8 protein-coding genes are annotated in these 8,588 nt (G+C 44.2%); 2 read left to right on the forward strand and 6 right to left on the reverse strand.

What is annotated here, in order from left to right; all coding sequences use genetic code 11:
* Positions 1-195 precede the first annotated feature (195 nt).
* A complete protein-coding gene (locus F0145_RS16695; RefSeq protein WP_150089988.1) occupies positions 196-1,161 on the forward strand; it encodes a TIGR03885 family FMN-dependent LLM class oxidoreductase in 966 nt (321 codons plus the stop codon).
* Between the two features lie 150 nt (positions 1,162-1,311).
* A complete protein-coding gene (locus F0145_RS16700; RefSeq protein ID WP_150089990.1) occupies positions 1,312-2,646 on the forward strand; it encodes a Na+/H+ antiporter NhaC family protein in 1,335 nt (444 codons plus the stop codon).
* Between the two features lie 64 nt (positions 2,647-2,710).
* On the opposite strand, the gene F0145_RS16705 is transcribed toward F0145_RS16700, so the two are convergent.
* The 6 genes from F0145_RS16705 to F0145_RS16730 form a co-directional block, all read right to left on the reverse strand.
* The gene (locus F0145_RS16705; protein WP_150089992.1) at positions 2,711-3,091 is read right to left on the reverse strand and encodes a DUF2784 domain-containing protein; all 381 of its coding nucleotides are present in this window, start codon (positions 3,089-3,091) and stop codon (positions 2,711-2,713) included.
* A gap of 18 nt (positions 3,092-3,109) precedes the next feature.
* Positions 3,110-4,510 carry an Nramp family divalent metal transporter gene (locus F0145_RS16710; protein ID WP_190277574.1) on the reverse strand — a complete coding sequence of 467 codons (1,401 nt, stop codon included), beginning with the start codon at positions 4,508-4,510 and terminating at the stop codon, positions 3,110-3,112.
* Positions 4,511-4,781: 271 nt separating this feature from the next.
* Positions 4,782-5,426, reverse strand: coding sequence for a 3-keto-disaccharide hydrolase (locus tag F0145_RS16715; RefSeq protein ID WP_150089994.1), 645 nt, complete (start codon positions 5,424-5,426; stop codon positions 4,782-4,784).
* A 330-nt stretch (positions 5,427-5,756) separates the two neighbouring features.
* Entirely contained in the window at positions 5,757-6,083 is a 327-nt protein-coding gene (locus F0145_RS16720) for a hypothetical protein (protein ID WP_150089996.1), read from the reverse strand.
* A gap of 112 nt (positions 6,084-6,195) precedes the next feature.
* Complete coding sequence (locus F0145_RS16725) at positions 6,196-7,335, reverse strand: FAD-dependent monooxygenase (protein ID WP_150089998.1); 1,140 nt, start codon at positions 7,333-7,335, stop codon at positions 6,196-6,198.
* A 74-nt stretch (positions 7,336-7,409) separates the two neighbouring features.
* Positions 7,410-7,973, reverse strand: a complete 564-nt coding sequence (locus tag F0145_RS16730; RefSeq protein ID WP_150090000.1) for a Crp/Fnr family transcriptional regulator — start codon at positions 7,971-7,973, stop codon at positions 7,410-7,412.
* Between the last annotated feature and the right edge of the window lie 615 nt (positions 7,974-8,588).

Genomic DNA, 8,588 nt, shown 5'->3' on the forward strand with positions numbered 1-8,588 from the left:
AGGGTTTAACGCAAAAGTTAATTTCCATGTCCGTTATAGTACGTAAAAACGCCTGTTATTATCAATAATAAGCTATTAATAAATTAAATATTTAACCTTCTGTACGAAAATCCGAATACGTACCCTGTTCAAGGACATGCGCGCTTTACCGCGATGCGCTTAGAAAAGAATATTTACACTTAAAATATTAAATGTATGGCCATAATCGGGTACCATAACTCGCACGAACAGTTTAAACCCAGTGTATTATTAGAGTATGTGCGGCTAGCCGAGCAAGCCGGCTTTCAGGGAGCCTTGTCATCGGATCATTTTCATCCGTGGAGTAATAGCCAGGGCGAAAGCGGCTTTGCCTGGTCGTGGTTGGGGGCAGCTTTGCAGGCCACGAACCTTACTTTTGGCGTGGTAAATGCGCCCGGACAGCGGTATCACCCGGCCATTATTGCGCAGGCGGCAGCCACCCTGGCCGAGATGTTTCCGGAACGGTTTTTTATTTGTTTAGGATCGGGACAGGCTTTAAACGAAATGATAACCGGCGATAAATGGCCCACCAAAGCCGAACGCAATGCCCGCTTAAAAGAATCGGTAGAAATAATTAGTGCGCTCTGGAACGGCGAGCGCGTAACGCACAAAGGATTAATAACCGTAGAAGAAGCCCAGTTGTACACTTTACCCAAAGTAAAACCTTTAATTGTGGGAGCAGCCGTTTCGGATAAAACCGCCGAGTGGGTGGGCAGTTGGGCCGATGCCTTAATAACTGTTTCAAAGCAGCCCCAGGACCTGAAAAAAACAGTAGAAGCTTTCCGGCGAGGTGGCGGCGAAGGCAAACCCATGTATTTAAAAGTGCAATTATCGTATGCCCGCAGTGAGCAGGAAGCCCGGCAAGGCGCCCACGACCAATGGCGGGGCAATATTTTTGATAACAGCCTTTTAACCGATTTGCGCATACCCGAACAATTTGAAGCCGCCGCCGAATTTGTGAACCCCAACGAGCTGGATAATTTTGTGCGGATATCTTCAAGCGTGCAACAACACATTGACTGGCTGGGCGAATATATGGAACTGGGTTTCAGTAATCTTTACCTGCACAACGTAAACCTGAATCATATTCCTTTTATCGAAGATTTTGGGGCAAAAGTAATTCCAGCCTTAAAGGATGCATAAACTAAGCGTGTTTTAGCATCAATATAAAACCAAGTAGCTTTGTACCGCACGGTAGTAATAGATTAAGGTTAATATTTATTTACTTTATAAACTTGTCTGCTTGCCCGGTTTATGACGGTTGCTTGTTAAACTTATTATATATTTTTCTGAATGAACCAGCTACAGCCAAGCGGGGGAAAAGCTTTAATTCCTTTTTTTGTTTTTGTATTAAGCTTTTTAGGAGCTGGTATTGCGTTGAGCGATTTTTATGCTTTTCCGTCGCCGGTAGCAGTAATATTGGGAATAATAGTGGCTTTTGTAATATTAAAAGGATCGGTGCAGGCCAAAGTAGATGCGCTTATTCGGGGTTGCGGCGACTCCCGGATTATGACCATGTGCCTGATTTACCTGCTGGCCGGCGCTTTTGCCACGGTAAGCAAAGCCATGGGCGGAGTAGATGCCACCGTTAACCTGGGCCTGGCGCTGGTGCCCATTAAGTTTCTGGCTTTGGGTATATTTTTACTGGCCAGCTTTCTTTCTACGGCTACAGGTACTTCGGTGGGCTGTATTGTGGCATTGGGGCCTATTGTGGTAGGTTTGGCCGAGCAAAGCCAGACTCCGTTGCCCCTTATGCTGGGGTCTTTGCTGGGTGGGGCTATGTTTGGCGATAATTTATCTTTTATTTCGGATACCACCATTGCGGCTACCCAATCGCAGGATTGCAGCATGCGCGATAAGTTTAAAGTAAATATTTTAATTGCCGGGCCAGCGGCTTTGCTAACCGCTTTACTATTATTGCTGGCTGCCCAATATACAGGTGCGCTGCCTAACCTTTTACCCGCTGCACCAGCAATTTCTTTCTGGCCCATTGTGCCGTACCTGGTAGTTATAATATTGGCTATCTCGGGCCTGAATGTATTTGTAGTGCTTACAATAGGAACCTTGTTAGCGGGATTAATTGGTTTTACCACCGGCAGTTTGCCGCCCTTGTTGTTCTCCCAGAAAGTTTACGAAGGTTTTACCAGCATGATCGAAATATTCCTGCTGTCAATGCTAACGGGTGGTTTAGCCGAGATGGTAAGAGGGGCCGGCGGAATAGATTACCTGGTTTCCAAGATAAGCAAAGCCATTGGAGGACATAAATCAGCGCAGTTGGGAATGGGGGCACTGGTGAGTGGCACCAATTCGGCCATTGCCAATAATACGGTTTCTATTGTGGTTACGGGCCCGGTGGTAAAAGAAATCAGCCGCACGTACGGGGTAGATAAACGCAAAACCGCCGCTTTAACCGATATATTTTCCTGTGTAATCCAAGGCTTATTACCTTACGGGGCGCAAATATTAATAATAATCGGGTTTACCAAAAATACTGTTTCGTTTGCAGCAATATTAACTTATGCCTGGTATTTGTATTTGTTATTAGGTTTTACCTTACTGGCTATTTTCACCCCTTTCGTAGATAAATACCTGGCCCGGCAGCCGGCCGCTGAACCGTCGGCCAGTTAATATTTCTAATTACGCCCCACAAATATTATTGCCTCTAAAAATATTATTAAGGTTAGAAAAAAACTTAAGTTGATCCTTTCTCTATTTTAGGCTGAATAAAATTAAAGTAAACCGAAAGCAAGGCCGCAACTCCGAATAAAATAGCCGTCCAGGTATCTACCAAAGCCGGATTAAAATCCAGGCCGGTAAGCCAGTCGGCGTAATATTTTATGAAAGAATTAGGCAGGTTCCTTTCGCCGAGTTTTGTTTTAACTTGCCATTGCCAATCGGTTATAGGGCAGTAACCTAAACCGAACCACAAACCCAGTAACAGCCAGGAAGCCGCCGTAGCCAACACCAATAAAAAGTGCCACTTTCGGTAGCGCGGCCACAACCAGCCAAAAAGGTTAAAGCAGATAATTACCAGGTGCAGCCCGGTAAAAAATAAATCCAGCAGGCGTAACAATATTTTGTTGCTAAAATATTAACCTTTAATAACTTGTATAATGCCGTACAGCCCAAGAGCCACAATGGTGCCGGCACTCAGCCAGAAAGCAAAGTCGTAGAATAAACTTGGTTTTAGCGCGGCCGGCAATCGGCGGTACCGGAAATGAATAGCGGCTACTACTACCAGTAGCAACAAGATAGAAGTCATGAAGCCGCCTATTAAAATCATACTCACCGGCAGCTTAATAAAAATAAACAAGGCGCACCAGGCCAGCGGAAATACCCAGGCCAAAATAGAAATAAAACGCTTGCGGGTAGGGTAGTGGTAAAAATCAATCCAGCCTATTTGCCCGAAAGCATCGGTAAAAGTGCGGGTAAAACTGGCCGCGGCCGTAAATAAAGTAGAGTACAGGGCCATAAAAGCGCCAATCATAAATATTATTTCGGCCCAGGAACCCAGGGTTTGCGTGTACATATCCGATAATATTTCTATAACGTTGTAGCCTTCGGGCACCAAGCCCTGCCGGTGCAGTACCGCGGCGCCCAATAAGTAAAAAGCCGCCGTTACCACCGTGTACACCACCATGGCCAGAAAAGCATCGTAGTACATTATTTTAATCCAGCCACGGGCTCTTTTTTCCCATTCAACAGTAGCTTGTTTGGGTCCGGTAAAAGCGGCGTAACCTTTCTCGATGCACCAGTAATTGTAATACATAATTTCGTCGCCGCCCACGCCCGTAATGCCAAAAGCCGCAATGGCTACCATTACCATGTCGGGGGGTAAACCCAGGGTTAAGCCTTGTTGCAGTTCGGGCCAGGAAATCCGGAATTGGGTAAACTGCAGAAAATATACCGAGGCCAGCGTAGAAATGGTAAAGAAAACCATCATCCACAACGAAAACTTTTCGATTACCCGGTAATAACCTTTAAATACCAGGAAAGACGTTATTAAAGTAATCATTACGGCCCAAACCGGAATATTTATAGCCGGGGCAACCATGTTCAGAATAATGGCTACGCCTCCCACAATGCCGCCCATTTGCAAAAACTTAAATACCTGAATAAAGAGCCAGAGCCAAATGCCCCAGCTTACCTTTTTTAATTTGCCGCCGGGTAATGTGTTCAGGGCAGTCATGGTGGTTTCGCCGGTGTGAATGGCATGTTTACCCCACTCCAGTTGCAGCGTAACTTTTACCAAACAGCTTAAAATAATAATCCAGAAAGTAATAAAGCCCGCTCTTGCGCCCAAGGCAGTAGTAGCAATTAACTCGCCGGAACCCACAATAGCGGCCGATAACACAAAGCCCGGCCCTAGGTGCTGAAATATTCCGGTAAGGTTTTGGGGCGGCTCTTTAATTTTATCATAGGTAATAATATAAGGGTCGGGGGTGCCCAGGGTAGTTTCGTTTAAGTTCGATTTTACGGTTTGGGTGGTCATAGCGCAGGGATTAGGGCAATGGATTTTAATTTAATTTTTATTTTTCAGATACCTATATTTTTTTAGATTTTATGTAATAACCATAGCCTGAAATTTTAACTTAACCAAAGTATATGTTGCCGGGCTTTTGCACAAACCTCACAGGTCTTAAAGACCTGTGAGGTTTTAATATTTGGTTTGGTATTATTTACCCGTTTGCAGCTGGTATAAATAAAAAAGCCGCAGAAAAATATTCTGCGGCTTTTGTGGCTCAAATTAAATTTCGAAATAATTAATCCAGTGGTTTAATCATAATATCTTTGAAATAAACCTTGCTTTTAGGATCGTGACCTTGCAGGGCTACGGTACCGCTCGATAAAATACGGCCAAACATGTCTTTGGGGCGCGTAACATTCTCGGGTTCAGTGTATTCAGAAGCGATTTTGTCGTTCACTTTTACCGTAATTTTATTGCCCTTTACAATAATGTGCTGGGTAAACCATTCGTTATCGTTGGCTAATTGCTTTTTCACGTCTTCGATGGCGTAAACACTCCCGGTTTTACGCCAGTCGGTGTGGGTATTGTTTACCTGTATTTCGTAGCCTTTGCTGGGCCAGCCGGTTTGCTGGTATTCGGTGTGAATATACATACCGGAGTTAGAACCCGGGGTAGTCATTACCTGGGCTTTAAATTCAAAATCTTTAAAGTTATGGTTCTGTAAAGGACCTACGTAGTATAAATGCGCGCGCGGGCCATTTACCACAATAGCGCCATCTTCCACTTTAAAGGTTTCGGGGTTTTCGCTGGCCATCCACCAGTTTAAGGTGCGGCCATCAAAAATACGCACCCAACCTTTATCGTTATTTTTACCGGATTTAGAACCAGCGCAGCCCGCCAGAAAAAGGGCTAAAACAAAGCAGGTAATTAGTTTTTTCATGTTTTATAGCAAACAAGTGTTTAAGTTAATTAAAAGTTAGTAAGCCTGAATATTTAATAAATATTGGTTAAGGACAAAACAAATTAAATACCAGTTTTGGCAGAATAATACCAACAACAATAATATTAAAAAAGACTTGATTTTTTAGCTAAAAAGCGGCTCCGCAAAGTTACTGGTTTGGCAAGATCAGAAAAGTTATTGAATAAAGAGCACAATTAATATTATCCACAAACTTAATAAATCAAGCTTAATAAATAAAAAAGCAAAAACCATCTGTATCAGAAACTTATTGGTTTTTGCCTGAAAAACAATCTACTTGTAACTGATTGATTAGTGGTACCTGATGGCAGAATCGGGTTTAACCACGCGTATTTTCTGGTTGTTTTGTGGCTTAAATTGGGGCATGTGGTGCGGCAAGGCCTCTGGTTTAAGCCAGGTTGGTTTCTCGTATTGTGCTTTGGGCAGCAATACACCCTGAAAACCTTTGGGCTGATACAAATCTGATGCTGGTTGCCAACCCTGATATTTGGCGTAAGGCAATTGGTTAATATTTTGTGACATAAAAGGAAAATCCTTTTTGTCCTCTGCTTTTATTTGTGAGAAACCCGGTACAGCTACTAATAAAGTAACCATGCCTAACAGTATTTGCTTTTTCATGGTTGTATTTATTAATAATTAAACAAGAAATACCCTTCTGTATTTACGAAAAATAAGGGCAAGAGTAGATAAATAAAAGCTTAAATTCAAGTATAAAATGCCGCAAAAGTATTTATTCAAACTGAATACGAAACAACTTATCGAGTTGACTTTGGTTTATGCGCGCCGGCATTATCCGGAAAGCTTTATTGCGAAGCTTTATTAAAAAGCGGTTCTCTAAATGTGCTACTTTTCCCAGCCGGTACGATTGTTCAATTACCCATTGGGTACGGGCGCGGCGGTGCTGCTCAAAATATTGCGCTGCTGCCGCAAACGAACCGTTTTTGCGCCAGGCTTCGGCCAGTATAACGCCATCTTCAATGGCTTGGCAGGCGCCTTGCCCCATGTTGGGGGTGGTAGCATGGCCGGCATCGCCAATAAATAAAATATTGCCCAAGGCATATTGCGGTAAAGCCGGCAAATCGCAGATATCGTTCCAGATAAGCTGATGGGTTTGGGTATGCTCCAGCATTTCCGGAATGGGCGCGTGGTATTGGTTAAATAATTTTCTTAAATCCAGGATTGTAAAAGCCTGCATTTGGGGGCTGTTTTGCGGAGCATTTGCACAAGCGTACCAGTAAATTTTATTTCCGGCCAGCGGCACATACCCGAACCGGCCCTTGATACCCCAGGTTTCTACGGCGGTATTTAACGTTAAGCCCGGATTAGGAATAACAGCGCGCCAGCAGGTATAACCCGCGTAACGGGGCTGTACCTGCGGATATAATTTTTGCCGGATTAGTGAATGAATGCCATCGGCTATAATTAAATTATCGACGATTGTTTCGCTGCCATCTTCAAAAAAGAGCTTGGTGCCGGTTGGTAATTGTTCCAGATTAATGGCTTTTTTATTTAGGTGCAAAGTGCCGGGTACAATGTGGTTTTGCAAGACCCGGTGTAGTTCTGCCCGATGAATGGTAAAGTTGTTTAGGCCGTAACGCTTGCCCAATAACTGGCTGTCGGTGGTATTTATAATGCGGCCCTGCTCGTCCAGAATTTCGTACGAATTTAAAGATAAGCCGGCGGCAATTACCTCCTCGGCAATTCCCAAATGGCGAAAAGCTTTAATGGCATTAGCCGCTAATCCCAATCCTACTCCAATTGCTTTCAGTTCCGGGGCTGATTCAAATATTTCGGTTGCTATGCCTTGCCGGCGCAACGCAATGGCCGTGGTTAACCCGGCAATGCCGGCCCCAATTATACCTGTTTTCATAGTGCTAGGAGGTTTATTTTCTTAGACAAAGGTGGGGCGGAAACCGGAGAAAAAATTTATCTTATGTTAAAATATTATACCTGCGCCCGAATGCGGCTAAGACTTACCTGTGTAATGCCCAGGTATGAGGCCACGTGTTTGAGCGGTGCCCGGTTCAGCAAGCCAGGGTATTGCTGGTTCAGCTCTTGGTAACGCTCCTGCGCCGATAAAAACTGAATACTTTCTAAGCGGGTTTGTGCTTCCAGGAAGGCGAAAATGGCCAGTCGCCCGCCAGCCCGTTCAATGTCAGAATATTGCGCACCCAGTTGTACAAAGTCCTGGTACGCCAGGTAATAAACCTGAGAAGGCTCCAGCAACTGGATGCCTTTACGCGAAGGCTGACCCGTAAATAAACTGCTTACCGCCCCAATAAACTGGTTGTCCTGGGCAAAATAATCGGTTACATCTACTTCGTCTTTGTAATAATAAACCCGGCCTAATCCCCGCTGAATAAAATAAAGGTTGCGGGCTACTTTGCCAATGGGCAGCAACTCGGTTTTATTCGGAAATTCTTTGTATTGAATAATTTGCAGAAGCGCCTCCTGTGCGCTGGGCGATAACGGCGAAAAACGATGCAAAATGGCAAGCAGGGGATTCATTTAGTCCATACGTAATAGTGGTTGGTTAATTTATCTGTTTTTCCGCAGCTGTACAACGGTTTAATTTATTTCTACTTACTACTTATTATAATAATTATCCTTAACGATATTCCATAGCTAGCCTGGTTTAACTTATGAAAGATTCCATCTTTCAAGGCGGAGGTGCTAACTGTAATTGAAAGCCTAAGTTTGCTCCCGGCCGCGAGGCCCCGTTTGGTCACTCGGGCCTTTCATCTTTCCTTTGCTCGTACCTCACAATGCTGCGCACCGGAAACCTGAAAGGCCCTCATCGCCCAAACTGCTGTCGTTTGCGCTGTAGCTACTGCTTTTCCAAGCCTAAATTATTGTTAATAATTAACAAGCCAGCACAACAAAGCAAATCCGCAACAATACGGTTAGGCCGAACTCCTTCCCTAAATTAGGGCTACGATTAGGACACAAAATGGAGCGGGGAGCTGTTGGGGGTAAATGGCAGATGCAATATTTAGCAATATTCGGATAGAGCGACGGGTCAAGCAAGTAGTAGAAAAGATAATAGAAAAGCAAAGTGTGGTGATACATCAGCTAAGTGCGAGCGAAGCCGAGCAGCGGAGTTACTACCGTCTGCTGCATAAC

The organism is Adhaeribacter rhizoryzae, assembly GCF_008629685.1.
GTDB lineage: Bacteria > Bacteroidota > Bacteroidia > Cytophagales > Hymenobacteraceae > Adhaeribacter > Adhaeribacter rhizoryzae.